Origin of the sequence: Arthrobacter sp. NPDC056691 (genome assembly GCF_042791415.1) — a bacterium.
In the GTDB taxonomy this organism is placed as follows: domain Bacteria; phylum Actinomycetota; class Actinomycetes; order Actinomycetales; family Micrococcaceae; genus Arthrobacter.
In genome coordinates, this window is sequence record NZ_JBHTXX010000012.1 from 1 (window position 1) to 24445 (window position 24445).

A 24445-nucleotide genomic window follows, 5' to 3' on the forward strand; every position below is an offset into this window, starting at 1 on the left:
GTGGAGAACGCCGCCGAAATCGCGATGGAGCACAACCTCGGCCTGACCTGCGATCCGATCGGCGGGCTGGTGCAGGTGCCCTGCATCGAACGCAATGCGATCGCCGCGGCCAAGGCCATCAACGCGGCGAAGATGGCCCTCTGGGGCGACGGCTCGCACCGGGTCTCGCTGGATGAGGTCATCGTGACCATGCGCGAGACCGGCAAGGACATGAGCTCCAAATACAAGGAAACGGCCATGGGCGGCCTCGCCGTCAACGTCGTGGCCTGCTGATATAGCACTCCTACTGATTTAAACCCTAGGGAAAGAGAACCATGACACTGGCACCAGAAGGCCGGAAAATGCTGCGGATCGAGCAGCGGAACGCGGCCACCCCGGTGGAACGCAAACCGGACTGGATCAAGGCCAAGGTCCAGATGGGCCCGGAATTCGTAGGCCTGAAGAACCTGGTCAAAAAGGAAGGCCTGCACACCGTCTGCGAAGAGGCCGGCTGCCCGAACATCTTCGAATGCTGGGAAGACAAGGAAGCCACCTTCCTGATCGGCGGCTCCGAATGCACCCGCCGCTGCGACTTCTGCCAGATCGACACCGGCAAACCCTCCCCCGTGGACAGGTTCGAACCCACCAAGGTGGCCCGCTCCGTCCAGGCCATGCAGCTGCGCTACGCCACCGTCACCGGCGTCGCCCGCGACGACCTCGAAGACGAAGGCGTCTGGCTCTACGCCGAAACGGTCCGCAAGATCCACGAACTGAACCCCGGCACCGGCGTCGAACTCCTCATCCCGGACTTCTCCGGCAAACCCGAGTACATCGCCGCGATCTGCGACTCCAAACCCGAGGTCTTCGCGCACAACGTCGAAACCGTGCCCCGGATCTTCAAGCGCATCCGCCCCGCGTTCCGCTACGAACGCTCCCTGGACGTCATCACCCAGGGCCGCAACCTGGGCATGGTCACCAAGTCCAACCTGATCCTGGGCATGGGCGAAACCCGCGAGGAAATCTCCGAGGCCCTCCGCGACCTCCACGGGGCCGGCTGCGACCTGATCACCATCACCCAGTACCTGCGCCCTTCCGAACGCCACCTCCCCGTGGACCGCTGGGTCAAACCCCAGGAACTCGTCGACCTCCAGCACGAAGCCGAAGAGATCGGCTTCCTCGGCGTCATGTCCGGCCCACTGGTCCGCTCCTCCTACCGCGCCGGCCGGCTCTGGGCCACCGCGATGCGCAAAAAGGGCCGCGACATCCCCGCCGAACTCGCCCACATCGCCGACGCCATCCAGGACTCCGGAACCACCCGCCAGGAAGCCAGCTCCCTGCTCGCGAGGCCGGCCTGATCTCCATCCGCGGCCGGGTATAGCGTTATTGCATGACGGCAACCTACCGGTACGACGTGGACGTCCTGCATCTGCTCGTTTCGCCGGCGCACGCCTACTTCGGCCGCGCACGTGACGGCGCCGCTGACGTGCCGACGGCGGATGCGGACCGGGTTGAGATCGTGGCCGGCAAGGGCATTGTCGGGGACCGGTTCTTCGGCAAGGCGGCGCACATGGACGCGGCAGTCACCCTGTTCGCCGTCGAGGCCCTCGAAGCCATGGCAGCCGAATTGGATGCCGGCCCCTTCGATCCGCTGCTGACCCGGCGCAACGTGATCCTCCGGGGCGCACACCTGGCCCCGCTCCTGGGCCAGGATTTCGCGCTGGAATCCCGGGGCGATGTGGTGCGGTTCAAAGGCGGGCGCCCCGCCCACCCCTGCGCGTGGATGGACCGGATGCTCGCCCCCGGCGCGCACGCCGCGATGCGCGGGCGCGGGGGCATGCGCTGCCGGGCACTCTCCGACGGCGTGCTGCACCGTGGGCCCGCGGTGCTGGTCAGTCCGGTGCCGCTGGAGCCCGCACAGGCGGGCACTCCGAGCGTGCTGCGGCCGGACAGGCTGCCGTAGGAGTTTCAGCCGCGCACGCGTGCCCGTCCGCGCACCCAGCCGCTGATCCGGCCCTGCAGCAGCAGGAGCCTGGGCACGGCGAAGTACACGGCAGTCGGCACCACGATGAGCGTCAGGACGAAGGCCCGAAGCACGGGAGGCCAGTCCGGCGCGAAGACCGCAAGCAGGTTCATGCCGATCGCGGCCAGCGGGAAGATCGCCAGCCAGGTGATCGCGGCCCGCACGTGCACAGACACAAGACCTGGGATCCGGTGGTGATGCCCGTCTGTTTCGTCCGCCGCAAAGGCCCTGCCGTTGTGTTCCACGAAATCTCCAACTCTTTGTTTGGATTTGATGCTAGCCAGCGGCTGCGGGCAAAAGCAAACGAATGGTTGGAGATAACATCGGTCCATGGCATGGGACACGGAGGCTACACGCGAACGACTTCTCGACGCCGCCATCAGGGAATTCTCCGAGCGCGGCTTCTCGGGCGCGCGGATCGACCAGATCTCGAAAACATCGGGAACCAACCGGGAACGGATCTACTTCTATTTCGGCGGCAAGGTCCAGCTGTTCGAAGCAGCACTCAGCCGGCAGCTGGCAACCTCGCTTGAGGGCCTCCCGGTTCTCGGGTCAGGTCCGGAGGCCGCCGCGGACTTCGCTGGCCGGTACTTCGACTTCTCCGTCACCCAACCCGCCCTGGCACGGCTGACGTCCTGGGAGGGGCTGGAGCGCGGAACCCCGGTCGACGCCGAGCGGCGCGCGCTGCGGGCGGCGGGCAAGGTAAACGAACTGCGCCAGGCATTGCCGGGCGTAGACCAGCAGGCCGCCGAAGAGCTGCTCCTCACCATCGTGACGCTCTGCCATGCCTGGGCGTCGAGCCCCAACGTCAGCGCGGTCATTGCCGGCACGCAGAACACGGCACGCCGGCGAGCGTCGATCACGCGGACAGCCGAACTGCTCGCCAGGGACGCCGGGAATATCGCCTGACGCATCTTGATTTTGTTGGAGATTGAAGTAACGTCGCCCACCTGGATGGATTTTCCTGATCCCTGGACTGACCCCCTGGAAGGAAGAACACAATGACTGACATCACCATCATCGGAACAGGCAACATGGCCCGCGGGCTCGCGACCCGCGCCATCGCAGGCGGCAAGAGTGTCCAGCTCCTCGCCCACGAGGACAAGGGCAAAGCCGATGCCCTCGCGGCCGAACTTGAGGGCCAGGTGACCACGGGGGTCGTGGGCGACGACCTCAGCGGCGACATCGTCATTCCGGCCGTGTACTACGATCCTGCCAGGGACGTCGTTGCCAAGTATGGCAGCGCACTGGACGGCAAGATCTATGTGGACATCACAAATCCGGTGGACATGTCCACGTTCGAAGGCCTCAGCGTACCCGAGGGCAGCTCCGCGGCCGAAGAGCTGCAAAAATCTACCGGCGCCAAGGTGGTGAAGGCCTTCAACACCACCTTCGCCGGAACGCTGGCCGCCGGTGACGTGGCCGGGCAGCAGCTCGACGTCCTCATCGCGGGTGACGACGAGGACGCCGTGCGGGCCGTCGCAGGGTTCGTGAAAGCAGGCGGCCTCCGGCCGATCGTCGTCGGACCCCAGCGGCGGGCCCGGCAGCTTGAGCAGGCCGGTTTCCTGCACATCCTGCTCTCCGCAAACGACCAGCTGCCGGAGTTCCAGTGGAACTCTGCGCTCAAGGTGGTCCCCGGAAGCTAGCCGCCAGGCAGCTAGCTCTTGGGCAGGCCCGCCGGATTCAGCTCCGACTTCTTGACCGCTTCTGAAGAGAGGCCCCAGCGGTCCAGGATCTTGCCGTAGGTGCCGTCCTCGATCAGGTGGTTGAGCCCGGCCTGGGCAGCTGCGCCGAGGCCGTTGCCCTTCTTGGTGGTGGCGGCGATGCTCGCCTTGAGCGGCCAGCCGCCGTCCACCAGGCCCACCAGCTTGGTCTTCTCGTCGGTGGCGGCCTTGTAGGCGGCGGTGGCGTTCGGTCCGAAGGTCAGGTCAGCGCGGCCGGACTGCAGCGCCAGGTTCGAGGCGGAGTCGTCGTCGTAGTACTGGAACTCGACCGGCTTGAGCCCCTTGGCCTTGTTCTCCTCGTCCCAGCGCAGCAGGATGGATTCCTGGTTGGTGCCCGAGCCGACGATGACGCGCTTGCCGGCAACGTCCGCGGCGGATTCGACCTTGGTGATGCCGCTGTCGCTCTTGGCGTAGAAGCCGAGCTTGTCGTCGCGGTAGCTGGCGAAGTCGAACTTGAGCTTGCGCTCCTCCGTCACGGTGACGTTGGAGAGGACGGCCTCGTACTTGCCTGATTCGACGCCGAGGGGCCAGTCGGCCCAGGCGGTCGGCACGATCTCCGCTTCCAGTCCCAGCGTCTGGGCCAGTGCGACGGCGATGTCCACCTCGTTGCCGACCGGCGTCTGGTTGTCCGTGGCGTAAACCGCCAGGGGCGGTGCGAACGGGCTGACGGCCACTGTCAGCTTTCCGTCCTTCTTGATCGCTTCCGGAACCAGGGCTGCGGCGGCCGTGTCCACTGTGACGGGAAAGCGGTCCTGCTCAGGCGTCAGGTTGAAGGTCTTGGCTGATGACGTGGCGGCGGTCGTGGCGGCCGGCGCGTTCGCCGACGCCGCAGCCCCGGGGTCGGAGCAGGCGGAGAGCGCCAGCAGGCTGATGGCGGCGAGGGCCAGGCCCACCGCCGGCGTGAATGCGCCCGTGCGGGACGTGGGAGACTGACGGTTCATTGGGTGCCCCTAAGAAAGTAGTGAATGCGAAGGTTGTGGCTGCAACTATCCGCCAGCGGAAATGGGCGGTCAAAGCCCGGGGAAACCGGAGGATACACGGCGTAACCGCGATTCACACTGCGTTCGACGGCGTCATTGGGCCTGCCCGTCACCGCGCCGCCGCGCCTAGCATCGAGTATGAGCGATCAATTCACGACCGAACGTGACAGCTACGGCAGGCTCCTGGCGGACCGTGAGGTGTGGCGGCAGGCCGGCACCCTGGCCGCCGCCGGGGAACTGACCGCGCGGTGGCTTGAGGGCACCAGCGAATACCAGCCCGGAACCCTCGCCCCGCGCTTCGACGACGAGACCCTGCCCATCGCCGGCCAACTGGCCGAGCTCAACCGCAGCGGGCTGTTCACCAAGGAATCCCAGCCCGGCCTAGGTCCCGACGCCGGCCACGCCCAGCGCGAGTATGTCACCGGCTTCTGCTCCGCGGAGTCGGCGGCCCTCCTGTTGCGGCTGTCGGCCGGGACAGAACTCATTGCCATCGCGCACGCACCGGGAGAGGTCAGCCAGGCCTCCGTTCCGGTCACCGTGCACGACGGCGACGTGGTCACTGTTCTGGGAAGCAGCGAAAATCCCGTCGAATCGGAGCAGATCCAGGACTGGGCCCGCGAAAGCAACGAGACCCTCGCGCTCCTGCTGGCCGACTCCTGGTACGTCGAACTTCTCGATCCGGTCTGGGGCCGGCAGCAGCACCTTCTGCCCGCCGTGCTGGAAACCCTTAAGTCCGCCGCGGACGGGCGTTTGGCCCCCGATTTTTAACGTTCCGCGACGCCCGGTGAAGCTATGAGACCCCGAGGATGAACGATTGCGACGCCGGGTGAACGCCTGCGTCGGCAGCCATTGTGGCCGCCGGAGGGTCCCCATAATCTCAATCCAACGCTCAGCGCCATCCCCTCCGTTCCATCATCCAAAAGGAAACATCATGTCTTCTTCACACGAGAACCCGGGTTCCACCCGGATCGCCGCGGGCCAGCCTGCCGGCCGGAAACGCCCCAGCGGGCTCAAGATCGGCATCGCCGCCGGCATCCTCGCCGTCCTGGGCGCAGGCGTCGCCGTCGCCACCACCGCCGCGAACAACTCCGCCCCGAGTTCAGCCAACGCGGCCGCTGTCACCAGCCCCGCCACCGAGCTGAAGCTGGGCTACTTCGGGAACATCACCCACGCCACCGCGCTGGTCGGCGTCCAGAAGGGCTTCATCGCGAAGGAGCTCGGCGACACCAAGCTGAGCACGCAGGTGTTCAACGCCGGTCCGGCCGCGATCGAGGCACTCAACGCCGGCGCAATCGACGCCACCTACATCGGCCCGAACCCGGCCATCAACTCGTTCGTCAAGAGCAAGGGCGAATCCATCAGCATCATCGCTGGGGCGGCCTCCGGCGGCGCACAGCTAGTGGTCAAGCCGGAGATCAAGACCGCGGCTGACCTCAAGGGCAAGACCCTCGCCTCCCCGCAGCTCGGCGGCACCCAGGACGTGGCGCTTCGCGCCTGGCTTGGCAAGCAGGGCTACAAGACCAACACCGACGGCGGCGGGGACGTTGCGATCAACCCCACCGAGAACGCCCAGACGCTGAAGCTGTTCCAGAACGGCAAGCTCGACGGCGCGTGGCTGCCCGAGCCGTGGGCTTCCCGCCTGGTGCTTCAGGCCGGCGCGAAGGTCCTGGTGGACGAGAAGGACCTCTGGGACGGGTCGCTGACCGGCAAGCCCGGTGAGTTCCCCACCACCATCCTGATCGTGAACAAGAAGTTCGCCGCCGACCACCCGCAGACCGTCGAGGCGCTGCTCAAGGGCCACGTCCAGGCCGTCAAGTGGCTCAACGACACCCCGGCCGCCGAGAAGGCCACGGAAGTGAACGCCGCCCTGAAGGAAGCTGCCGGCAAGGCGCTCTCGCAGGACGTCATTGACCGTTCGCTGAAGAACATCGTGTTCACGGTGGACCCGTTGGCCGGAGCGTTCAAGAAGCTGCTGCAGGACGGCGTGGACGCCGGCACCACCAAGCAGGCCGACATCAAGGGCATCTTCGACCTGACCAAGCTGAACGAAGTCACCGGCGAAAAGACCTCTGCCGCCGGGCTGGGCCAGGAGTAATCCGGTAAGACACACAAAAAAGGATCCGGCGGGAACATTCCCGCCGGATCCTTTGTGGTTTAAGCGGCCCTACAGCGCCGTCGAGTAGTCTGCGGAATACTCCGGCACGGCCGAATATTCGGGCACGGCGTACGGATCCTCCGCGTTTTTCAGGGCGTAGTGGAAGACCATCCCGTCCTGGCTTTCCTGGCTGCCGACATATTCGGCGGCAACCCACTCCCCGCCGGCCACGGCCCCGGCCCAGGCATGGGCTTCTTCCCAATGGACGGCGGAGGCCATCCGGCCGGGCTGCAGGCTCATGGACACGGCAACGCGCACAGCAGGCGCGCCATCGGCGTAATGGGGGCAGGTGAAGCCGACGATGTCCACGGAGACGCCAGGGGTGGCAAGGCAGGGCCGGCGGGCCATGGTGGTGGCCGCCGCATCCAGGCCGCCGGAACCGATGTCCTGGCTCACCAGCGCCTGCACCTGGCTGCGGAAAGCATGCAGTTCCGCGCCGCATTGCGTCCGGATTCTGTGCACCAAAGCTGTGATCATGTCCCCCTCGATTCAGGGAGGGCGTTACGCCGCCCCGTCGTGATTATGGACTTACACAACCACCCGGTAACTTGCTTCACAATGCCCGGCGACACCCGCCGTCGTGCTGCGCAACAGTGCTTCATCTTCCGCAGTTGGGCGTAACAAAACGATGCACTGCCCGCGGGAGGCGCACAGGCCCTAGACGTGCATCCGCGCCACGAAGCGGAACCGGTCCCCCCGGAACACCGACTCGGTCCACTCCACGGGCCGTCCGTCCGGGGTGAACCCGAGCCGGTGGACCAGCAGCATGGGAGCGCCCATTTCGACGTCGAGGAGTTGCACCTCCGCCGGTCCGGCCAGCTTGGTCTCCACAGTGTCCTCCACCTCGGCAATCCGGATTCCGTAGTCCTCGCGCAGGGCAGCGTACAGGGAGCCGCGCTCCGCCACCGTCCGCGCAAGATCCGGCAGCGGCCCGGCAAGGAAAGCAATCTCGTGCGCCAGCGGCTCGCCGTCCACCAGCCTGATCCGCTCCACCCGGTGGATGTCCGTTCCCGGTTCCACCGCCAGGCGCCGCGCGGTGGCCGCGTCGGCCGGCAGCACGCTCACGTCAACAATCCGGGCCGCAGCCGTGAGCCCCTGGCTCGCGGCGTCGTCGGTAAAGGACGTGAGCTGGCGGACGTGCGTGACCTTGGGCGGCGCCACATAGGTGCCCCGCCCCTGCGTCCGGTCCAGGCGGCCCTCGGCCACCAGCTCGCCGATCGCCTGCCGGACGGTGGTGCGGGACGTTCCGTACTGTTCCGCGAGCGCGCGCTCTGTAGGGATCAGGGTTCCGGGCACCGCGTCCTCGATGAGGGTGAGGATCTGCTCCTTGAGTACGTAGTACTTGGGCAGGGCGGCGGCCGCGGAGGTTTCCATGAATCTGATGGTACCTATTGACACGAAAATTGGTCTAGGCCAAAATGATGGAAATTGGTTTACACCAATTCCGGTGTGCATCAGTTCCCGGACCCCATCCCCATCACACTTCCAAGGACCCAAAGATGTCGTTCCTGCAAGACCTGCGCCAGACGCCCCGCCTCGGCCTGCTGGTCGGCGGCACCGCCGCCACCATCGGCATAATCTACGGCTACGACCTGTCGAATATCGCCGGTGCCCTGCTGTTCATCACCAAGGAGTTCCAGCTCTCCACCAGCCAACAGGAGCTGGTGACTACCGCCGTCGTCGTCGGTGAAGTTCTGGGCGCCGTCCTCGGCGGCTGGCTCGCCAACAAGCTGGGCCGCAAGGCCTGCATGGTGGGCGTGGCCGGAGCGTATGCGGTGTTCGCGGTGCTCAGCGCCCTCGCCGCCGACGTGCCCATGCTGCTCGTGGCCCGCCTGCTCCTGGGCCTGACCATCGGCATTTCCGTGGTGGTGGTGCCCGTCTTCGTGGCGGAGTCAGCGCCGCCCAAGGTGCGCGGCGCCCTGCTCGTGGCGTACCAGGTGGCCACCGTCATCGGCATCATCATCGGCTACCTGGCCGCCTATGTCCTGTCCTCCACCGAGAACTGGCGGCTCATGCTGGGCCTGGCCGCTGTTCCGGCCATCGCAGTCCTCGCCGTCACCCTCCGTCTCCCCGACACCGCCCGCTGGTACATGATGCGCGGGCGCACCGAAGACGCCCGCCGCACCCTCAGCTCGATCGAGCCGGATGCCGACGTCGACGCGGAACTGGCCGACATGCGCCAGGCCATCAGCGAGGAGCGCGGCGGCGGCCTGCGCGAGATGCTCCGCTCCCCCTACCTGAAGGCGACCGTGTTCGTCGTCGGGCTCGGCTTCTTCATCCAGATCACCGGCATCAACGCCGTGGTGTACTACAGCCCCCGGATCTTCGAGGCCATGGGCTTCACCGGCAACGCCGCCCTCCTGCTGCTGCCCGCACTGGTTCAGGCCGCATCCCTGGTGGCCGTGTTCGTCTCGCTGTCCCTGGTGGACCGGGTGGGCCGCCGCCCGATCCTGCTCGGCGGCATCGGCATGATGATTGTGGCCAACGTCATCCTGGTGGGCGTGTTCATGGCCGGCAAGGACTTCGGCGGAATCCTGACCGTGGTCGGCTTCCTCGGAGTGCTGCTGTTCACCGTGGGCTTCACCTTCGGCTTCGGTGCGCTGGTCTGGGTCTACGCAGGAGAATCGTTCCCCGCCCGGCTGCGTTCCCTGGGCGCCAGCGCCATGCTGACCTCGGACCTCGTGGCCAACGTGATCGTCGCGGCCTTCTTCCTGACCATGCTGCAGCGGCTCGGCGGTGCCGGCACCTTCGCAGTGTTCGGTGCGCTGGCCGTGGCCGGCTTCGTCTTCGTCCACCGCCTCGCCCCCGAAACCAAGGGCCGGAACCTCGAGGAAATCCGCCACTACTGGGAAAACGGCGCCCGCTGGCCGGAAGCCACCGGCAGCAGCGGCAGCACCGGCGGCAGCAGCAAGCCGGCGGCCAAGTGAAGCGGCCCGTCCCCGGTCTGCGCCGTGTCCTGGGGCTGGACATTGGCGGCTCCAAGACGCACGCCATCCTGGCTGAGGTTGTGTTGGCAGACGCTGCAGTGAAGGACGACGGCGGGACCCCCGGCGGTGCCAGCCTCACCGCCGGCGGTGCCTCACCGGCCCGGAAGCTCGCGGAGTGCACGGTAGGCAGCGCAAACATCGCCTCCGTCGGGCCGGACGAAGCAGCTGCGGCACTGGATGACCTCGCCGGGCAGCTCGGCGTCAGCGATCCCGCCGGCCACGGAATAGACACCGTCTTTGCCGGCGCCGCGGGAGCCGACACGCCCGCCGCCCGGGAACGCCTGGCCGGCCTCCTCTCCCGCCGTTTCCCCGGAGCCCGGGTCCACGTGGACCACGACACCCGCATCATTCTCGCGGCCGGCGGCCTCACCGCAGGTACCGTCCTTATCTCCGGCACGGGCTCCGCCGCCTGGGCGAAGGCCGGCGACGGACGGGAGGCCCGGGCCGGCGGCTGGGGCTACCTGCTCGGCGACGAAGGCAGCGGCTACGCAGTGGCCCGCAGTGCGGTGCGTAACGCTTTGCGGGAATTCGACGACGGCCTGCCCGCCGGGCCGCTGACCGCACAGCTTTTGACGCAGACCGGAGCCGCGGAACCCGTCGACCTGCTTGATCTGTTCTACCTCCGGCCGGAGCGCCGGTACTGGGCCGGGCTGGCCGGAACCGTGTTCGCCCTGGCGGCGTCGGATGCTGCGAGCTCGGCCATCGCCGAGGACGCCGCCCGGCACCTTGCCCGCCTGGCACTGACGGTGAACCGGAGGGTCGGCACGGTACCGGACACGGCCGGGGACCCGCCACCTCCACCAGTCCTGCTGGCCGGCGGCATGCTGGTGAACCAGCCGTCGCTGGCCGCCGGGGTGCGCGGGCTGCTGGCAGCCGGCGGCCTTCCCGACGTCCGCGTGCTGGACCGCGCGCCGGCCTGGGGCGCCGTGGAACTGGCCCGCCAGCTTGCCGGCGCACCACACCGGCCGGCCGCCACAGTTCCCGCCTGATCCACTCTCACCACATACCCCGCTGATCCCCCAAGGAGACCCATGACCGCCCCGCACACCACGATCCTGAACAACACCGCCGCCGCCACGCCCCCGCTTCCCGGTTCCCTGATGGCCGCCGAAATCCTGGAACAGCCGGAGTCGCTGGCCCGGCTGCTTGAGCACGGCCGCCCCGCCGTCACACGGCTGGCCGCCATCCTCCGGGACGCCGACATCAGGTACGTCCTCCTGGCCGCGCGCGGCACCAGCGACCACGCCGCCCTGTACGCGAAGTACCTCATCGAGACGGTGCTGGGGCTGCCGGCCGGGCTGGCATCGCCGTCGAGCCTTACCGTGTACGGCGCCGAACCGAAAATGGACGGGGTGCTGTGGCTGGCGGTCAGCCAGTCCGGCGGCTCCCCGGACCTGGTGGACTCCACCGCCGCTGCCGCCCGGGCCGGCGCCCTCACCGTGGCCGTCACCAACGCCCCCTCCTCGCCGCTCGCCGCGGCCGCGGGGCACCACCTGGACATCCTTGCCGGGCCCGAACGCGCCGTCGCCGCAACAAAGAGCTACACGTCGCAGCTCCTGGCACTCTGGCAGCTGATCGACGCGTGGGCCGGAGGAAACGGCGCGGAAGCGGCGGACCTGCCGCGTCTTGCCGCCGACGTCCTGGCCCGGCCGGAGATACTGGAGGTTGCAGACCGCTACCGCTTCGTGAACCACATCATCACCACCGGACGCGGCTTCTCCTACCCCACCGCACGGGAGGCGGCACTGAAACTGATGGAAACGTCCTACCTGGCCGCGCACGCCTTCTCCGGCGCGGACCTGCTGCACGGGCCCTTCGCCATGATCGACGCCGACCGGCCCGTCATCGCCGTCGCCTCCCCCGGTGCCGGCGGCCGTGCCCTGGCTCCGGTGCTGGACCGCCTCGCCGAACGCGGCGCGGACGTCTGCCTGGTGGGGGATCCCGGGGCTGCCCGCCCGCAGAACCACGTGGTGCCGCTGCCGGCCGTCCACGAGCAGCTCTCACCAATCCTGGAGATCATGCCGCTGCAGCGGCTGGCCCACGCGATGGCTGCCGCCCGGCACCGCGACCCTGACGCTCCCCGGGGCCTGCGCAAGATCACGGAAACCTGGTGAGTCCCACGCTCATTTCTGCTTTCCGGGTCGTCCTGCCCGACGCCGTGCTGGAGCCCGGCTGGGTGGAAGCCGACGGCGGCCGGATCACCGCGGCGGGCCCCGGGCTGCCGGCCCGGGAGCCCGACTTCAGCTTTCCGGACGGCACACTCGCGCCCGGTTTCGTGGATGCCCACATCCATGGCGGCGGCGGCGTCAGCTTCAACGACGCTGATACCGCTGCCGCCGCGGCCCGGATCGCCGATGTTCACCGCGCGCACGGCACCACCACCCTGATGGCCAGCCTGGTGACCGCTCCGCTTCCGCAGCTCGAGAAGGCAGTGGCCGCACTGGCGCCCCTCGTGGAGCAGGGGGTGCTGGCCGGGATCCATCTGGAGGGCCCGTGGCTCAGTCCCGATCACCGGGGCGCGCACGCGGCGGAGCTTCTGCTCGGGCCGGACCCGGCCGCCATCGACCGCCTGATGCTGGCCGGGCGGGGCACCGTCCGCATGGTCACGATCGCGCCGGAGCTGGAAGGGGGCCTGGCCGCCATCCGTCAGATCACCGGCTACGGCGCTGTGGCTGCCATCGGCCACACGGGCGCCGGTTACGACCTTGCCCGTGAGGCGATTGCCGCGGGCGCCACGGCCGGGACGCACGTGTTCAACGCGATGCGGCCGCTGCACCACCGGGAGCCCGGCCCAGCGCTGGCGCTGCTGGAGGACCCCTCGGTGTTTGCCGAGGTGATTGCCGACGGCGTCCACCTCCACCCGTCGCTGGTCCGCTTCATTGCCGCCAGCCCGGCCCGCGCCGTTTTTGTCACCGACGCCATGGCGGCCGCCTGCGCGCAAGAAGGCACGTACCAGCTGGGCGGGCTGGACGTCCGGGTGTCCGACGGCGAGGCGCGCCTGGTCAGCGACGGCACCATCGCCGGCAGCATCCTCACGTTGGACGCGGCGGTACGGCACGCCGTCCTCGAGGCCGGCATCCCGCTCGCCGACGCCGTCCGGGCGGCGAGCCAGAACCCGGCGGACATGCTGGGGCTCTCCGACGCCGGCCGGATTGAAGCCGGGCGGCAGGCGGACCTGGTGGTGCTTACCCCGGATCTTGAGGTGGCGGCGGTGATGAAGGCGGGGCACTTCTTGAACCAACCCGCCGGTTGATCCCGCCGTAAGCTGCGGGGTGAGCCCGGTTTGGTTATGTTTACTCAGCCAGCGCGTTTTACTCGGCCAGCGCGCCGCTACAAAGCCTGCTGACCACTTCGGTGAGCATGGCCAGACCGGCCACGATGTCCTCGTCGGTGGTGTATTCGTGTTCGTTGTGGGAGACGCCGTCCACGCTCGGGACGAAAAGCATGACCGTGGGGACGATGTCCTTCATGTTCGTCGAGTCGTGACCGGCGAGCGTCATCACTTCCTTGTTCGACAGCCCAAGGTCGGCAGCCACCTTGGCCGCGAGCTCCACGCCTTCCGGCTGGTACGGGGTCACCGGCCAGGAATGCGAGTGGTGCTTCTCCACCGCAACGTTCGCCAGCCGCTCGATGTCGGCGATGCGGGCGTGCAGCAGGGCGTCGGCCTCGGCCAGCACGGCTTCGTCGGCGCTGCGCAGGTCCAGCAGCAGGTTCACGCGGGAGGGAACCACCACCGGGGAGTTCGGGTAGACGTTCAGCTGCCCGACGGAGGTGTGCAGGACCCCGGGGAACCGGTCGGCCAGTTCCCGGGCCGCGACCACCAGCATGGATGCTCCGAGCAGGGCATCCCTGCGGTCCGCGATTACGGTGGAGCCGGTGTGGGCCTGCTCGCCGTGCACCACGAATTCGTACTTGTTGGCCGCCCAGTTGGAGCTCACCAGCCCGATGGTGATGCCCTCCCGTTCCATGCTGCGGCCCTGTTCGATGTGGATCTCCGCGCAGTAGGCTGCCACGGGTCCCTCATAGTCGGCCCGGCAGCCAATCGCATCCAGGGCATCGCGCACGGTGACTCCGGCAGCATCCGTGGTGTCCAGCGCTGCCTGAAGTTCCAGCTTGCCTGTGTAGACGGAGGAGCCCATCATTGACGGCTTGAAGCGGCTGCCTTCCTCGTTGAACCAGTTGACGACGGCGAGGTTGAACTTGGGTGCCGGCGCGCCGGCTTCCCAGCGTTCCACCAACCGGAACGCTGCGTGGGCAGCGGCGAGGACGCCGTACGCCCCGTCGTACCGGCCCGCCGTCGGCTGCGAATCCATGTGCGAGCCGACCACCACGAAGGGGGCGCCCGGCACGGCTTCGTAGAGTCCCCACTGGTTTCCCGCGCGGTCGAACCTGACGGTGAAGCCGCGCGCTTCAAGGAGTCCGGCCAGCCAACGCCGCTGCTCACCGTCGGGAGCGGTGCCGGCCTGGCGGTCCACGCCGCCGTTCGCCGTGGCGCCGAAGGCACTCATGGTGCGGAAGTCCTGGACGAAGGCCGTGTCCTGGGCGGTGAAGGTGGCTGTTGTGGTCATGGTCTCCCCTGTGAACTCTGCCGCGTCAGTGCAGCGTGCTGAAACTCGGTGGTGGTGGCTTGGTAGGTAAAGCGGCCGCCGACGGCGGTTGCCAGGACCCGCAGTCCGCTGATGTCCGGCGCTTCCAGCGGCGACGCGGACAGGACGGTGAAGTCCGCCAGTTTGCCGGGGGCGAGGGTCCCCTTGATGTCCGCGGTTCCGGTGGCCGCCGCGGCTCCGCTGGTGTAGGCGGCCAATGCCTGCCGCGGGGTGAGCCGCTCGTCGGGGTTGCCGAACGTGGCGCCGGAGGCGGTGCGCCGGTCTACGAAGGCCTGCATGCCGCGGAGAACGTTTCCGTTGGCCACCGGGCGGTCCGAACTGCCGGCCAGTGTCACGCCGGCGTCGAGGAAGCTGGCGGCGCGGTAGGCCCAGGGCAGGCGGTCGGCGCCGAGGGACGCGGTCATGCCGTCGCCGCCGTCGTGGAAGAAGCTGGCCTGCGGGGTGACCGCGATTCCAGCTTCCGCCAGCCGGGCCAGCTGGTCAGGCCGGGTCATGGACGCGTGTTCGATCCGGTTGGGCACGGCCCGGGCACCATACGTTGCCTGGCAGTCCGTAATGATGTCCACGGCGAGGTCGATCGCCCGGTCCCCGATCGCGTGGGCGGCGATGGACCACCCCGCGGCGTAGGCGGCCCCGATGCGTTCCCGCAGCTGCGCCGGGTCGGCCTGGAAGTATCCCACGTTGCCGGTGTTGTCCTTGTGGCCGTGGCTGCAGAACTCCTGGCTCACGGCAGCGGTTTCGCCCAGGAGGGACCCGTCAAGGAACACCTTGGCCGGCCCCAGCGAGAGGTACTCGTTCCCGAATCCCGTGGCCATCCCGAGGTCGAGCCCGGCCGGAGCCGCCCCCGGGCTGTCGGAGTCATGGCCGTCCAGCGCGTGCAGCACGTCGAGCACCGGCATCACCTGTGCCCGGGCGTGGAGTCGGCCGCTGGCTGCTGCGCGCTGGTAGGCGCCAAGTTCCGCCGGGCTGTGCCCGATCCAGCCGCCGCCCACGCCGGCCTCGGTGAAGCTCGTGATGCCCTCGGAGGCGTAGTAACGGGTGGCCCGCTCCAGGGCTGCCTCGATGTCATCGAGCGGGTACGGCAGGATGAGCTGCTGGATCAGTTCCTGCGCCGTCTCCTGGACAAGTCCCGTGGGACGTCCCGCTGCGTCGCGGACCACCGTTCCGCCGTCGGGATCGGGGAACGACGGCGGCTCCGCCCCCGCCTGCCGCAGCGCGGCTGTGTTTACCACGGCCATATGGCCGGAGTTGTGCCGCATGAGCAGCGGGCGCTGCCCCGTGATGCGGTCGAGTTCGGCAATGTCCGGGAACAGTCCGCCGTGGTGCTGCTGGCTGAAGCCCGTGGCCAGAAGCCAGGTGCCTGCTTCGGCTCCTGCGCCGGACCCCGTACCGGACACGGCGTCCCGCAGCAGTCCGTACAGTTCATCCAGCCCCCGGGCACCGGACACGTCCAGTTCGCCAAGGCCCAGGCCGAACCACGTGGTGTGGCAGTGCGCGTCGATGAATCCGGGGGTGACCGTGGCGCCGCCGAGGTCCAGCACTTCGGCGGCGTCCAGGCCGTCAAGGTCATCGTCGAGGCCCACGATGCGTCCCTGCCAGATGCCGAGCGAGCCGGCCGCGGGCCGCGTGGGATCCATGGTGATGATGTCTGCGTTCCGCAGGAGGAGATCCAGTTTCATGATTACCTAGCTGGCCTGCTTAGCGGTGTGACGTGGTGACGGACTTGATGCGGGTGTAGTCCTCTAGCCCGAAGACCGAGAGGTCCTTGCCCGTGCCCGAGTGCTTGAACCCGCCGTGCGGTGCTTCCGCCGGGATCACCTGGTGGCAGTTGATCCACACGGCCCCGAAGTCCAGCTCGTTGGAGACGCGGGTCACCACGCCGTGATTGTCAGACCAGACGCTCGACGCGAGGGCGTATTTGGTGCCGTTGGCCAGTTCGAGCGCCTCTTCCTCGGAGGTGAACGGCTGCACGGTCAGCACGGGGCCGAAGATCTCGTCGCACACCACCTCGTCGCTCTGGAAGACTCCATCGATGACCGTCGGCTCGAAGTGGAAGCCGGTCCCGGTGCGCTTTCCGCCGGCGAGGACCCTCGCGTTCGCGGGCAGCCGGGACAGGAACCCTTCCACGCGTTCCAGCTGCGCGGCGCTGTTGAGGGGGCCGAGGTCACCGTCTTCGCCGCCGACGTTGAGTGCCTTGGCCGCGGCCGCGAGCTCCTGGGCGAACTCCTCGTGGATGGATTTCTCCACCAGGACCCGGGTCACCGCCGTGCAGTCCTGTCCGGCGTTGAAGAAGGCACCGAGGGCGATCTCGCGTGCGGTGCGGGGAATGTCGACGTCGGCGAACACCACCGCGGGTGCCTTGCCGCCCAGCTCGAGGTGGACGTCCTTGAGGGTTTTGGACGCCGCGGACATGACCTGGGCGCCGGCCCGGGTGGAGCCGGTGATGGACACCATTTCGGGAATCTCGTGGTCCACCATGGCTGCGCCGGCTTCGCGGCCGCCGCAGACGATGTTCACGACGCCGGGCGGGTAGACCTCCTGTGCCAGCTCGCCCAGGATCACCGTTGACCACGGTGTGGTGTCGGCGGGCTTGAGGACCAGCGTGTTGCCGGCCGCAAGCGCCGGACCGATCTTCCAGATCGCCATCATGAAGGGGTAGTTCCACGGGGTGATCTGCGCGACCACGCCCACCGACTCACGCCGGACCGTGGAGGAGAAGCCCTCGACGTACTCGGTCTGCGCCGTCCCCGAGACCACGCGGCAGGCACCGGCGAAGAAGCGCAGCTGATCAGCGCCGCGCAGGATCTCGAGCGTGCGCGTGAGCTGCCTCGGTTTGCCGGTGCACGCGACTTCGGCGTCAAGCAGGCGGTCCGCGTTGGCCTCGATGAGATCGGCCAGCTGCAGCAGCAGCGACTGCCGGGTTGCCGGCGTCGAGCGCTTGTAGCTCCTGAAGGCGCCGGCTGCAGCCTGGAAGGCGGCATCGACGGTGGCGGCGTCGCTGTCCGGGGCCCTGCCGATCTGCTCCCCCGTGGCGGGGTCGAAGAACGGCAGGCTGGCTGCGGAGTCCAGGGACTCGCCGTTGATGATGTTGCTAAGCGTGATCACGATGGGGCTCCGGTCAGTTGGCGGACGTCTTGGGCGAACGGGTTGCCGGATCCTGCGGCAGGTGGAGCAGGGCAGGCAGGCCGGAGTCGACGGCGCGGCGGAATGCGGCCGCGAAGTCCTCCGTGCGGTCCACACGTTCTCCGTATCCGCCGTAGGACCGGGCCAGTGCGGCGAAGTCCGGGTTGGTCATGTGCGTGCCTGAGGGCCGGCCCGGATAGTGGTTTTCCTGGTGCTCGCGGATTGTGGCGAAGATGCCGTTATCCACCACCAGGACGATGAACTTCGCGCCGTAGCCCATGGCGGTGGCAATTTCCTGGCCGTTCATCATGAAGCAGCCGTCCCCGGCCACCGAGATGACCTGCCGGCCCGGGTAGGCCAGGGACGCGGCGACGGCGGCCGGGATGCCCATGCCCATGGCGCCATTGCGCGGCGCAGCCAGGGAGTTGGCGGAGTTGTGCGCAAGGTAGCGGGCGGGCCACAGGGCGTGGTTCCCCGCGCCGAAGGTGAGGACGGCGTCGTCGTCCATTTCCTTCGTGAGGATCTCCATGGCGGCGCCCAGGTCGACGCCGATGCCGCCGTCGGGCTGCGGTGCCGAGAAGGCCAGGTGATCGGCGCGGGCACCGGCGAACCAGCCGGCGTCGGGGCGGACAGCCGAATTCGTGGCCGCAAGCGCGGCCGAGAAAGCAGACACATCGGCGGTGATGTGCTGGTCCACCCGGCCGAAATGGCCCAGCAGGTTGGCATCCGCGTTCACCACGATGGTTTCGGCGTCCAGTCCGCGCTTGTAGCCGTCGGACAGGACGTCGCCGCGGACGCAGCCGAGGAAGAGGACCAGGTCCGCTTCGTCGAGCCGGGCGGCGTTGGCGTCGCTCCTTCCGTACCCCAGCGAGCCGGCGTAGGCGTCGCTGCGGTGCGGGACGGCGTCGTACGCCCGGAAATCGGCCAGGATCGGAACACCGTGCCGTGACGCCCAGCCGGCCAGTTCCTCGCCGGATTCGGTGGTCCAGCCTTCGCCGCCGACCACGATCAGCGGCCTGCAGGCTGCGGCCTGCCGGCCCTCGAGTTCGGCGAGCGCAGCGGCGGAGGGCTCCGGGCTGGAGCCCCTGCGGGGTGCCACCGTGGCGTCCTCGACGACGTGGACCAGGACGTCCTCGGGGAGGCCGATGACCACCGGTCCGGGACGGCCGCTCAGTGCTGTGAAGATGGCGTCGTCCACCACTCGGGCCGCGGAGGCGGCGTCGTCCAGGGTGACCACCTTCTTTGCGGTGCTGCCGAACCAGGCGTTGATGTCGAACTCCTGGAACGACTCCCGGCCGCGGTCCGCCACCGGGATGAGCCCGACGAAGAGGATCATCGGTGTGGCGTCCTGGTGGGCGGTGTGGATGGCGATGAAGGCGTTGGCGGCGCCGGGGCCGCGGGTCACCATGGCCACGCCGGGCAGCTCGGTCAGGCGTCCTTCGGCGAGGGCCATGAACCCGGCCCCGCCCTCCTGCCGGGCCACGACGTTCTGGATTGACGAGCCGTGGAGGCCGTCAAGGACATCGAGGAAACTTTCTCCGGGAACGGTGTAGACACGCCTGATGCCGGCCCGTTCCAGCTGGTCCACGATCAGGTGCCCGGCGGTTGTTGTGCTCAATGCTTCATGCCCTTTTCTTTGATGGAGAGGCCCGGGAGGAACAGGCCGGACAGCGCGGTCAGGATGGAGACCACCAGGAGGATCGCGGCGCCGGGCCAGAACGAGTTGCCGTTGGCTGCCACCAGCGCGGTGGCAACCAACGGAACAAAGCCGGAGATGACTCCTGCGGTGTTGGACGTGATGGCGACGCCGGTGTACCGGACCCTGGTGTTGAACAGGGCGGTCAATGCGGTTCCGGAGACGGCGTACGGGATGGAGAGGACGGCGACGCCGATGATCATGCCGAGGACCACGAGGACCGGGTTGCGGGTGTCGATGGCAAGGAAGACCGGGACTGCCACGAGTGCCGAGGCCACGCCGCCCCAGAGGATGACTTTGCTGGCGCCGAACTTTTCACCCATGCGGCCTGCCCAGATGAGGGCGAAGATTTCGAACGTTGCCGCGAGCAGTGAGCCGAGGAGGAGGAGTTCGGTGGGCAGCTTGAGGACCTTGGTGCCGTAGAACACCACAAAGCTGGTGATGAGGTAGAAGCCGCCGATGCCCAGCAGGGCCGAACACATGCCCACCAGGATCTGCCGCCAGCTGTTCTTCAGGACGCCGCGGATGGGGGCATGCTCGGTTTCGCCGGACTCCATGAGCGCCTCGAACTCGGGCGATTCGCTGAGCTTGCTGCGGATCCACAGCGAGACGGCCAGCAGCGGGATGGCCGCAACGAACGGGATGCGCCAGCCCCAGGCCTCGAAGTTCGTCTGGCCCACCAGGTACAGCATGCCGAAGAATCCGCCGGAAGACAGGATGGTGCCAATGGGCGAGCCGATCTGGGGCAGTGCGGCGTAGCGGGCGCGCTTGGCCACGGGGGCGTTCTCGACGGCGATGATCACCGCGCCGCTCCACTCACCGCCGACGGCGAGGCCCTGGACGATTCGCAGGGCGACCAGCAGGATGGGGGCAGCCAGGCCGATGGTCAGGTAGTTGGGCAACAGGCCGATGAGGCCCGTCACGACGCCGATGCCGACGATCGTGACCATCAGGATCTTCTTGCGGCCCACCTTGTCACCCAGGGCGCCGAAGATGAACCCGCCGATCGGCCGTGCCACAAACCCGACGGCCAGCGTTGCGAAGGACCCCATCGCAGCGATAAACGGGTCCTGGGATACGAAGTACTGTGCGTTGAAGACCAGGGCCGCGGCCGTGGTGAAGAGGAAGAAGTCGTACCATTCCAAAGCCGTGCCCACGAGCGCTGCGAGGGCGACCTTCCTGGTCACCCCTTCATCGACGACGCGTTCTGCCGCGGGACCGAGGTCCGTGGCTCCGCTTACCGTGCTTGCCATTTAGTGCTCTCCAAAGATGCGTACGGGACCGGGCAGCAGGGCCCGGACGATTGCGAGGGGGTTCACTTCAAAAGTGACTCATTCCATAGTGCCAGTAGTTTTTCCCAAAATAACTAGCGATCCACCACGGAAAGGTGCGTCTAGAATGTAGGAATGCACAATCTGGAAACATCCGGGCATAACCCCCGCTGGGCCGAGCTCGTGGACCTGCTGGAGGGCCGGCTCGACGGGCTCGCGCAGGCTTTCACTACGCGGGTCCGTGAGATTCCGGAATACGGCGAGAGCCAGGTGACTGTCCAGGAAATCCGCGAAACGGCCATGGAAACGTTCCGCCGGCTGATTCGGGGCCTCCGGCACGGCCAGGCCGACGACGGCCGGGACGGACTGCTCGCCTTCGCCTCAGACCTGGGGTCCAAGCGTGCCCGGGCCGGAATCCCGCCGGAATCGCTGACATCAGCCGTGCGGCTCGACTTCAGCATCCTGTGGGCCGAACTCCTGGAGATCGCGACTCTGGAGGACGCGGCCCTCCTGACCTCCCGGGTGGACCAGGTGTGGCGCGTCGTGGACGAGTTCGCCACCCGCACCCACACCAGTTACCTCACTGAACGCACGCGCATGGCCCAGGAGGAGTCCAGCATCCAACGCGAGTTCATCGCCCGCCTGTTCAACCAGAGCACGCCCTCCCTGGAAACGTCCGTCCAGGTCGGCTCGGCCCTGGGAATCAATCCGGAGTCACGCTTTGCACTGGTGGCCGCGAGCGGCGAGCCGGGGGCACGCCTGCGGGCGGGCGTATCCCACTTCGGCTCGGGCCAGCAAGCCCGGCACCGCCTGTTCCTTCACGAATCCGGCGGAAACACCTACGTGTTCTGGCCTTTGCCCGCCGTCCGCACCCGCGGCAGGCAGGGCGCAGAGCAGCAGCTGCCGGCTGCGATTTCCGACGTTCCATGCGGGTACGTGCCGGAGGTCCTGGGCCTTCGCGCCCTGCCGGCAGCGGCACGCACCGCCGAGAGCCTCGCTGCCCTCCTGCGTCCGCGCGATCCCGGCCCTTTGTCCGCCGACGCCGCCTGGGCCCGGCTCGCCCGGCAGAACCTGCAGGATGCCGGCCTGGATCTTGCCGCGGAAGTAGAAGAGGCCCTGACAGAGTGCAAGGGAGGCGAGCGCGAGCGCCTTCTGGAAACAGTACGGAACTTCCTGGCCACCGGGAACGTCACGCTCACCGCCGAGCAGCTGTTCTGCCACCGCAACACCATCCTGAACCGGCTGAACCGCTTCCAGGAACTCACAGGCATTGATCTGGCCGTACCGGCAAAAGCCGCCAGGCTGGTTGTTGCCTGGGCGTGAGGCCATCATCGGCCTGATGTGAGGATCCACAATCCACTGCCCGTTATGGTGGGGATTTTGCCATTGAAGCTGTGATCAGCAGCACAGAATAGTTGTAGCTACCTTGCACCGGACACTCGTCCCCCGCACCCCATCCGGAGATACTGATGGCCCAAACGGTAGACACCACTCCCCCTTCCGAGTCCCGCCTCGACCTCACCAAAATGCGTAAGATCGCCCTTGCCAGCGTGATCGGAACCACCGTTGAGTGGTATGACCTCTTCGTATTCGGCACTGCCTCTGCACTGGTTTTCAACAAGATCTTCTTCCCCGGCTTCGACCCCATCGTCGGCACCATGCTTGCCTTCGGCACCTTCGCCTCCGCCTACATCGCCCGCATGATCGGTGCGATTGTGTTCGGCCATTTCGGCGACCGCCTGGGCCGGAAGTCCATGCTCCTGATCTCGCTGCTCACCATGGGTGCGGCCACCTTCGCCATCGGCCTCCTGCCGGACTACAACTCCATCGGCATCATGGCCCCGCTCCTGCTGCTCCTCCTGCGCGTCATCCAGGGCCTCGCCCTCGGCGGCGAATGGGGCGGCGCCGTGCTCATGACGGTGGAGCATGCCCCCTCCCGCCGGCGCGGCTTCTACGGTTCGCTCGTCCAGGTGGGCGTTCCGGCCGGCACGCTCATCGCGAACATCGCCTTCCTCATCGTTGCCTCCAGCGTGAGCCCGGAAGCCCTGCTGGCCTGGGGCTGGCGCATCCCATTCCTCGCCTCCGTGCTGCTGGTCGCCGTCGGAATCTACATCCGTCTGAACATCGAGGAGACCCCCTCCTTCCAGGCCGTGAAAACGCAGGGCGCGAAAGCCAAGATCCCCTTTGCCGCCCTCATGGCCAAGTACTGGAAACAGGTCATCCTGGGCGGCGTAGCCACCCTCTCCACCGGAAGCACCTTCACCCTCCTTGTGGCCTCCGGGGTCTCCTACGGCAAGAAGGAACTTGGCCATTCCGAGAGCCTCATGCTGTGGGTTGTCCTGGCCGCCTGTGCCCTGTGCTTCGTCCTGATCCCCTTCTTCGGGCAGCTTTCGGACAAGTACGGCCGCAAGCCCATCATCTACGCCGGTGTTGCCGCCGAGGCCGTGTTCGCCTTCCCGATGTTCTGGCTCATGGACACGAAATCGGTCGCCCTGCTCTTCGTGGCCTACCTGGCCATGATGACCGCCTTCGCAGCCAACTACGGACCCATCGCCACGTTCCTTGCCGAACTGTTCGGCTCGAAGGTCCGCTACTCCGGGCTCTCGGTGGCTTACATGCTCTCCGGCCTCCTCGGCTCCGCGGCCACACCGTTCATCACCACCTGGCTCCTGGGGCTGACGCACCAGAGCTCCTCGATCGCCTGGTACATCCTCGGCGCAGCAGTGGTCTCGCTGATGGCGCTCCTCATCCTCACGGAAACACGGCACGGCAACATCGACGCCGTCGACGAAGCCCCCGCCGCCACCGGGCATGCGGGCTCAGCCGTTGAAACGGCCAGCGCGGCGGCCGCCAAATGACGGCATCTTCCCTGCGGCGCCTGTCCGAAATCCCCGGGCAGGCGCCCGCCGTCGGGCCCTTCTCGCACGCGGTCATCGCCAACGGCCTCGTCTTCACCTCGGGCCAGATCCCCGCCGTGACCGGCCTCGATGACCAGCCGGACACCTTCGCCGGCCAGGTCCGCCAAACCATCGAAAACCTGCGGACCGTCCTGGCCGCGGCAGGCTCCGGCCTGGAGCACGTGGTCAAGGTCAACACATACCTCACAGACCTTGGCCAGCTGGAGGAATACAACCGGGTCTACGCGGAATACTTCGGCGGGGCCAAGCCTGCCCGGACCACCGTGTGCGTCAGCCTGTGGGGCGTCTCGCTCGAAATCGAATGCGTGGCGGCAGTTGCCGTGCCGGCAGGCGGGACCGGCAAATGACTGCACAAGCGTTGACCAGCGACCTGCTGGAGCGGATCGCCGCGGTGAGCTTTCCCACCCTGGGCCATTTCCTCGAGGACGGATTCGTGGATCCCGCCATCCAGTCACTGCTCGATGGCGTGAAGGTCGCCGGCCGTGCGGTCACGGTCCGGATTGCGGGGAACGACGCGATCGCCATGAACTGCGCGCTCCTGGCCCTTCAGCCCGGCTGCGTCCTGGTGGTGGACATGTCCGGCGACCACCTCCATGCGCCGGTCGGGGCAGTCACCGCCGCCGCCGCGAAGGCCCGGGGAGCGGCCGGCGTCGTCGTTGACGGCAGGGCCACCGACGTCGAGGAACTGCGGCAGACCGGGCTGCCGGTGTTCGCGCGCGGGACCACATGCCTCACCACCAAGCGGGTGTACGGAACGGAATCGGCGGTCAATGTGCCCGTGCAGTGCGGCGGCGTGACGGTGCACCCGGGCGACCTTGTGCTCGGCGACTCCAACGGCGTCGTCGTCCTCTCGCCAGAGGCAGCCGGTCAAGTCGTTGACAAGGCTCTTGCCTCGGACGCGGCAGAGCCCGGCCTGCTCGCCCGCATTGCGTCCGGCGAGCCGCTTGAGTCGGTCCTTCCAACCACGGCCGGGCAGTAGCACCGT

General features: G+C 67.9%; 24 protein-coding genes. 15 read left to right on the top strand and 9 right to left on the bottom strand.

Annotated features, from left to right (window positions below):
- From ACFRAU_RS11640 to ACFRAU_RS11650, 3 genes are all read left to right on the top strand, one after another.
- Nucleotides 1-273: L-serine ammonia-lyase, iron-sulfur-dependent, subunit alpha (locus ACFRAU_RS11640; protein WP_378000037.1), on the top strand; the 273-nt coding region annotated here is incomplete at its 5' end.
- A 41-nt stretch (nucleotides 274-314) separates the two neighbouring features.
- Nucleotides 315-1334 carry a lipoyl synthase gene (gene lipA, locus ACFRAU_RS11645; RefSeq protein WP_378000038.1) on the top strand — a complete coding sequence of 340 codons (1020 nt, stop codon included), beginning with the start codon at nucleotides 315-317 and terminating at the stop codon, nucleotides 1332-1334.
- 32 nt (nucleotides 1335-1366) lie between these two features.
- On the top strand, nucleotides 1367-1939 hold the full coding sequence (locus ACFRAU_RS11650; protein WP_378000039.1) for an MOSC domain-containing protein: 573 nt from the start codon (nucleotides 1367-1369) through the stop codon (nucleotides 1937-1939).
- Between the two features lie 5 nt (nucleotides 1940-1944).
- Here ACFRAU_RS11650 and ACFRAU_RS11655 read toward each other — a convergent pair whose 3' ends face one another.
- Nucleotides 1945-2244 carry a hypothetical protein gene (locus ACFRAU_RS11655; protein ID WP_377995198.1) on the bottom strand — a complete coding sequence of 100 codons (300 nt, stop codon included), beginning with the start codon at nucleotides 2242-2244 and terminating at the stop codon, nucleotides 1945-1947.
- Nucleotides 2245-2329: 85 nt separating this feature from the next.
- Between ACFRAU_RS11655 and ACFRAU_RS11660 the strand changes: the two genes are divergently transcribed.
- Together ACFRAU_RS11660 and ACFRAU_RS11665 are read left to right on the top strand one after the other, a co-directional pair.
- Nucleotides 2330-2908 (top strand): TetR/AcrR family transcriptional regulator, encoded by a 579-nt coding sequence (locus ACFRAU_RS11660; RefSeq protein WP_378000040.1) that lies wholly within the window; start codon nucleotides 2330-2332, stop codon nucleotides 2906-2908.
- A gap of 92 nt (nucleotides 2909-3000) precedes the next feature.
- Nucleotides 3001-3645 carry an NADPH-dependent F420 reductase gene (locus ACFRAU_RS11665; RefSeq protein WP_377995200.1) on the top strand — a complete coding sequence of 215 codons (645 nt, stop codon included), beginning with the start codon at nucleotides 3001-3003 and terminating at the stop codon, nucleotides 3643-3645.
- 11 nt (nucleotides 3646-3656) lie between these two features.
- Here the strand turns inward: ACFRAU_RS11665 and ACFRAU_RS11670 are convergent, their stop codons facing one another.
- Nucleotides 3657-4664: an ABC transporter substrate-binding protein gene (locus tag ACFRAU_RS11670; protein ID WP_378000041.1), complete on the bottom strand. Its 1008-nt coding sequence runs from the start codon at nucleotides 4662-4664 to the stop codon at nucleotides 3657-3659.
- A gap of 177 nt (nucleotides 4665-4841) precedes the next feature.
- Between ACFRAU_RS11670 and ACFRAU_RS11675 the strand changes: the two genes are divergently transcribed.
- Together ACFRAU_RS11675 and ACFRAU_RS11680 are read left to right on the top strand one after the other, a co-directional pair.
- The gene (locus ACFRAU_RS11675) at nucleotides 4842-5471 is read left to right on the top strand and encodes a DUF6919 domain-containing protein (RefSeq protein WP_378000042.1); all 630 of its coding nucleotides are present in this window, start codon (nucleotides 4842-4844) and stop codon (nucleotides 5469-5471) included.
- A 163-nt stretch (nucleotides 5472-5634) separates the two neighbouring features.
- Nucleotides 5635-6798, top strand: coding sequence for an ABC transporter substrate-binding protein (locus tag ACFRAU_RS11680; protein ID WP_378000043.1), 1164 nt, complete (start codon nucleotides 5635-5637; stop codon nucleotides 6796-6798).
- Nucleotides 6799-6867: 69 nt separating this feature from the next.
- Here the strand turns inward: ACFRAU_RS11680 and ACFRAU_RS11685 are convergent, their stop codons facing one another.
- A complete protein-coding gene (locus ACFRAU_RS11685) occupies nucleotides 6868-7335 on the bottom strand; it encodes a hypothetical protein (protein WP_378000044.1) in 468 nt (155 codons plus the stop codon).
- A gap of 180 nt (nucleotides 7336-7515) precedes the next feature.
- Entirely contained in the window at nucleotides 7516-8232 is a 717-nt protein-coding gene (locus ACFRAU_RS11690; RefSeq protein ID WP_377995205.1) for a GntR family transcriptional regulator, read from the bottom strand.
- 125 nt (nucleotides 8233-8357) lie between these two features.
- Between ACFRAU_RS11690 and ACFRAU_RS11695 the strand changes: the two genes are divergently transcribed.
- From ACFRAU_RS11695 to nagA, 4 genes are read left to right on the top strand one after another with little or no spacing between them, the layout of a single operon-like run.
- Nucleotides 8358-9785, top strand: coding sequence for a sugar porter family MFS transporter (locus tag ACFRAU_RS11695; protein ID WP_377995206.1), 1428 nt, complete (start codon nucleotides 8358-8360; stop codon nucleotides 9783-9785).
- Entirely contained in the window at nucleotides 9782-10834 is a 1053-nt protein-coding gene (locus ACFRAU_RS11700; protein WP_378000045.1) for an N-acetylglucosamine kinase, read from the top strand. Before ACFRAU_RS11695 ends, ACFRAU_RS11700 begins: the two co-directional genes overlap by 4 nt.
- Before the next feature lie 42 nt (nucleotides 10835-10876).
- The gene (locus tag ACFRAU_RS11705; protein ID WP_378000046.1) at nucleotides 10877-11959 is read left to right on the top strand and encodes an SIS domain-containing protein; all 1083 of its coding nucleotides are present in this window, start codon (nucleotides 10877-10879) and stop codon (nucleotides 11957-11959) included.
- A complete protein-coding gene (gene nagA / locus ACFRAU_RS11710; protein ID WP_378000047.1) occupies nucleotides 11956-13098 on the top strand; it encodes an N-acetylglucosamine-6-phosphate deacetylase in 1143 nt (380 codons plus the stop codon). Before ACFRAU_RS11705 ends, nagA begins: the two co-directional genes overlap by 4 nt.
- A gap of 58 nt (nucleotides 13099-13156) precedes the next feature.
- Here nagA and ACFRAU_RS11715 read toward each other — a convergent pair whose 3' ends face one another.
- The 5 genes from ACFRAU_RS11715 to ACFRAU_RS11735 are packed head-to-tail and all read right to left on the bottom strand — an operon-like array spanning nucleotide 13157 to nucleotide 20524.
- The gene (locus ACFRAU_RS11715) at nucleotides 13157-14413 is read right to left on the bottom strand and encodes a M20 family metallo-hydrolase (protein WP_378000048.1); all 1257 of its coding nucleotides are present in this window, start codon (nucleotides 14411-14413) and stop codon (nucleotides 13157-13159) included.
- Nucleotides 14410-16131 (bottom strand): amidohydrolase, encoded by a 1722-nt coding sequence (locus tag ACFRAU_RS11720; RefSeq protein ID WP_378000049.1) that lies wholly within the window; start codon nucleotides 16129-16131, stop codon nucleotides 14410-14412. The genes ACFRAU_RS11715 and ACFRAU_RS11720 overlap by 4 nt, the downstream gene beginning before the upstream one ends.
- Before the next feature lie 19 nt (nucleotides 16132-16150).
- Nucleotides 16151-17557, bottom strand: coding sequence for a gamma-aminobutyraldehyde dehydrogenase (locus ACFRAU_RS11725; protein ID WP_378000050.1), 1407 nt, complete (start codon nucleotides 17555-17557; stop codon nucleotides 16151-16153).
- A gap of 13 nt (nucleotides 17558-17570) precedes the next feature.
- Entirely contained in the window at nucleotides 17571-19193 is a 1623-nt protein-coding gene (locus ACFRAU_RS11730) for a thiamine pyrophosphate-dependent enzyme (protein WP_378000051.1), read from the bottom strand.
- Nucleotides 19190-20524: an MFS transporter gene (locus ACFRAU_RS11735; protein ID WP_378000052.1), complete on the bottom strand. Its 1335-nt coding sequence runs from the start codon at nucleotides 20522-20524 to the stop codon at nucleotides 19190-19192. The genes ACFRAU_RS11730 and ACFRAU_RS11735 overlap by 4 nt, the downstream gene beginning before the upstream one ends.
- 153 nt (nucleotides 20525-20677) lie before the next feature.
- Between ACFRAU_RS11735 and ACFRAU_RS11740 the strand changes: the two genes are divergently transcribed.
- The 4 genes from ACFRAU_RS11740 (at nucleotide 20678) to ACFRAU_RS11755 (ending at nucleotide 24439) form a co-directional block, all read left to right on the top strand.
- Entirely contained in the window at nucleotides 20678-21865 is a 1188-nt protein-coding gene (locus ACFRAU_RS11740; protein WP_378000053.1) for a PucR family transcriptional regulator, read from the top strand.
- A 146-nt stretch (nucleotides 21866-22011) separates the two neighbouring features.
- Nucleotides 22012-23400: an MFS transporter gene (locus tag ACFRAU_RS11745; RefSeq protein ID WP_377995216.1), complete on the top strand. Its 1389-nt coding sequence runs from the start codon at nucleotides 22012-22014 to the stop codon at nucleotides 23398-23400.
- Nucleotides 23397-23807 (top strand): RidA family protein, encoded by a 411-nt coding sequence (locus ACFRAU_RS11750; protein WP_378000054.1) that lies wholly within the window; start codon nucleotides 23397-23399, stop codon nucleotides 23805-23807. Before ACFRAU_RS11745 ends, ACFRAU_RS11750 begins: the two co-directional genes overlap by 4 nt.
- Nucleotides 23804-24439, top strand: coding sequence for an RraA family protein (locus ACFRAU_RS11755; protein ID WP_378000055.1), 636 nt, complete (start codon nucleotides 23804-23806; stop codon nucleotides 24437-24439). The genes ACFRAU_RS11750 and ACFRAU_RS11755 overlap by 4 nt, the downstream gene beginning before the upstream one ends.
- Nucleotides 24440-24445: the final 6 nt, after the last annotated feature.

Excerpts from the sequence above, each read along its gene's own strand:
- ACFRAU_RS11665 (WP_377995200.1), top strand. The coding sequence starts at position 3,001 with ATGACTGACATCACCATCATCGGAACAGGCAACATGGCCCGCGGGCTC.
- ACFRAU_RS11755 (WP_378000055.1), top strand. The coding sequence starts at position 23,804 with ATGACTGCACAAGCGTTGACCAGCGACCTGCTGGAGCGGATCGCCGCG.
- ACFRAU_RS11745 (WP_377995216.1), top strand. The coding sequence starts at position 22,012 with ATGGCCCAAACGGTAGACACCACTCCCCCTTCCGAGTCCCGCCTCGAC.
- ACFRAU_RS11670 (WP_378000041.1), bottom strand. The coding sequence starts at position 4,664 with ATGAACCGTCAGTCTCCCACGTCCCGCACGGGCGCATTCACGCCGGCG.
- ACFRAU_RS11720 (WP_378000049.1), bottom strand. The coding sequence starts at position 16,131 with ATGAAACTGGATCTCCTCCTGCGGAACGCAGACATCATCACCATGGAT.
- ACFRAU_RS11685 (WP_378000044.1), bottom strand. The coding sequence starts at position 7,335 with ATGATCACAGCTTTGGTGCACAGAATCCGGACGCAATGCGGCGCGGAA.
- ACFRAU_RS11650 (WP_378000039.1), top strand. The coding sequence starts at position 1,367 with ATGACGGCAACCTACCGGTACGACGTGGACGTCCTGCATCTGCTCGTT.
- ACFRAU_RS11680 (WP_378000043.1), top strand. The coding sequence starts at position 5,635 with ATGTCTTCTTCACACGAGAACCCGGGTTCCACCCGGATCGCCGCGGGC.
- ACFRAU_RS11735 (WP_378000052.1), bottom strand. The coding sequence starts at position 20,524 with ATGGCAAGCACGGTAAGCGGAGCCACGGACCTCGGTCCCGCGGCAGAA.
- lipA (WP_378000038.1), top strand. The coding sequence starts at position 315 with ATGACACTGGCACCAGAAGGCCGGAAAATGCTGCGGATCGAGCAGCGG.
- ACFRAU_RS11715 (WP_378000048.1), bottom strand. The coding sequence starts at position 14,413 with ATGACCACAACAGCCACCTTCACCGCCCAGGACACGGCCTTCGTCCAG.
- ACFRAU_RS11740 (WP_378000053.1), top strand. The coding sequence starts at position 20,678 with ATGCACAATCTGGAAACATCCGGGCATAACCCCCGCTGGGCCGAGCTC.
- ACFRAU_RS11695 (WP_377995206.1), top strand. The coding sequence starts at position 8,358 with ATGTCGTTCCTGCAAGACCTGCGCCAGACGCCCCGCCTCGGCCTGCTG.
- ACFRAU_RS11750 (WP_378000054.1), top strand. The coding sequence starts at position 23,397 with ATGACGGCATCTTCCCTGCGGCGCCTGTCCGAAATCCCCGGGCAGGCG.
- ACFRAU_RS11675 (WP_378000042.1), top strand. The coding sequence starts at position 4,842 with ATGAGCGATCAATTCACGACCGAACGTGACAGCTACGGCAGGCTCCTG.
- ACFRAU_RS11690 (WP_377995205.1), bottom strand. The coding sequence starts at position 8,232 with ATGGAAACCTCCGCGGCCGCCGCCCTGCCCAAGTACTACGTACTCAAG.
- ACFRAU_RS11705 (WP_378000046.1), top strand. The coding sequence starts at position 10,877 with ATGACCGCCCCGCACACCACGATCCTGAACAACACCGCCGCCGCCACG.
- ACFRAU_RS11660 (WP_378000040.1), top strand. The coding sequence starts at position 2,330 with ATGGCATGGGACACGGAGGCTACACGCGAACGACTTCTCGACGCCGCC.